Raw genomic sequence first — 508 nt, 5'->3', positions numbered from 1 at the left:
TTGACGATGACTGGGAGCAGTTGTCAGTTGATAAGATAGACGGTGGTTTCATGATTATGTACGGGCGCTTTTCTGACTACTACAGGGAGCTGGAGGCCCAAGGATTAGTGAATCGTGATGGTTTGAATTTTAACAGGGAGGATTAGATGGCGGAAACAATCAAGATTGAGTTTGACATCAAGCCACAGCAACAAGAGCGGCCTCGTATTGGTATAAAGAGTGAATATAACCGCTCGAAGACATACACGAGGCGGAAACCCTTCTTGTATGATCCGAAAAAGACAGTCGAATATAAAAAGCAGTTGGCTTACCTTGCCAATCTTGAGAAAAGTGTAAATTACTTCGAACCATTGAGTGGCGCGTTGGCATTGACTGTGACATTCTATGTTCTTCCACCTAAGTCACTAAGTAAGGTTAAGCACAAAATGGTTACTAACGGCGAGTTGTTGCCCTTTAAGAAGCCAGACCTTAGCAACTACATTAAGAGTACCGAGGACGCCTTAAACGG

At 43.7% G+C, this 508-nt stretch carries 1 protein-coding gene; it reads left to right on the top strand.

Features of this window, described 5'->3' with window-relative positions; translation table 11 throughout:
- Positions 1-146: 146 nt before the first annotated feature.
- Positions 147-508 (top strand): RusA family crossover junction endodeoxyribonuclease (locus IV71_RS07655; protein WP_010691835.1); only part of this gene is annotated, 362 nt, incomplete at its 3' end.

The sequence above is a fragment of the Fructobacillus fructosus KCTC 3544 genome, from assembly GCF_001438695.1.
In the GTDB taxonomy this organism is placed as follows: Bacteria; Bacillota; Bacilli; order Lactobacillales; family Lactobacillaceae; genus Fructobacillus; species Fructobacillus fructosus.
The sequence above is the reverse complement of the archived record's forward strand: the minus strand, read 5'-3'. Positions and strand labels throughout refer to the sequence as shown.